Source organism: Bacillus sp. MMSF_3353, assembly GCF_030733445.1.
GTDB lineage: Bacteria > Bacillota > Bacilli > Bacillales > Bacillaceae_G > Bacillus_A > Bacillus_A wiedmannii.
In genome coordinates, this window is the sequence record NZ_JASHJA010000093.1 from 1 (window position 1) to 1,227 (window position 1,227).

General features: G+C 49.9%; 1 rRNA gene. It reads left to right on the forward strand.

Going from position 1 to position 1,227, the window contains the following annotated elements:
* Positions 1 to 9: 9 nt before the first annotated feature.
* Positions 10 to 1,227: ribosomal RNA gene (locus RBB48_RS31600) — 23S ribosomal RNA — on the forward strand; the annotation flags it as partial.

Sequence of the window (1,227 nt, forward strand, 5' to 3'; positions counted from 1 at the left end):
TTTTAGTTTGGTTAAGTTAGAAAGGGCGCACGGTGGATGCCTTGACACTAGGAGTCGATGAAGGACGGGACTAACGCCGATATGCTTCGGGGAGCTGTAAGTAAGCTTTGATCCGAAGATTTCCGAATGGGGAAACCCACCATACGTAATGGTATGGTATCCTTGCCTGAATACATAGGGTAAGGAAGACAGACCCAGGGAACTGAAACATCTAAGTACCTGGAGGAAGAGAAAGCAAATGCGATTTCCTGAGTAGCGGCGAGCGAAACGGAACATAGCCCAAACCAAGAGGCTTGCCTCTTGGGGTTGTAGGACATTCTATACGGAGTTACAAAGGAACGAGGTAGACGAAGCGACCTGGAAAGGTCCGTCGTAGAGGGTAACAACCCCGTAGTCGAAACTTCGTTCTCTCTTGAATGTATCCTGAGTACGGCGGAACACGTGAAATTCCGTCGGAATCTGGGAGGACCATCTCCCAAGGCTAAATACTCCCTAGTGATCGATAGTGAACCAGTACCGTGAGGGAAAGGTGAAAAGCACCCCGGAAGGGGAGTGAAAGAGATCCTGAAACCGTGTGCCTACAAATAGTCAGAGCCCGTTAATGGGTGATGGCGTGCCTTTTGTAGAATGAACCGGCGAGTTACGATCCCGTGCGAGGTTAAGCTGAAGAGGCGGAGCCGCAGCGAAAGCGAGTCTGAATAGGGCGTTTAGTACGTGGTCGTAGACCCGAAACCAGGTGATCTACCCATGTCCAGGGTGAAGTTCAGGTAACACTGAATGGAGGCCCGAACCCACGCACGTTGAAAAGTGCGGGGATGAGGTGTGGGTAGCGGAGAAATTCCAATCGAACCTGGAGATAGCTGGTTCTCCCCGAAATAGCTTTAGGGCTAGCCTTAAGTGTAAGAGTCTTGGAGGTAGAGCACTGATTGAACTAGGGGTCCTCATCGGATTACCGAATTCAGTCAAACTCCGAATGCCAATGACTTATCCTTAGGAGTCAGACTGCGAGTGATAAGATCCGTAGTCAAGAGGGAAACAGCCCAGATCGCCAGCTAAGGTCCCAAAGTGTGTATTAAGTGGAAAAGGATGTGGAGTTGCTTAGACAACTAGGATGTTGGCTTAGAAGCAGCCACCATTTAAAGAGTGCGTAATAGCTCACTAGTCGAGTGACTCTGCGCCGAAAATGTACCGGGGCTAAATACACCACCGAAGCTGCGAATTGATACC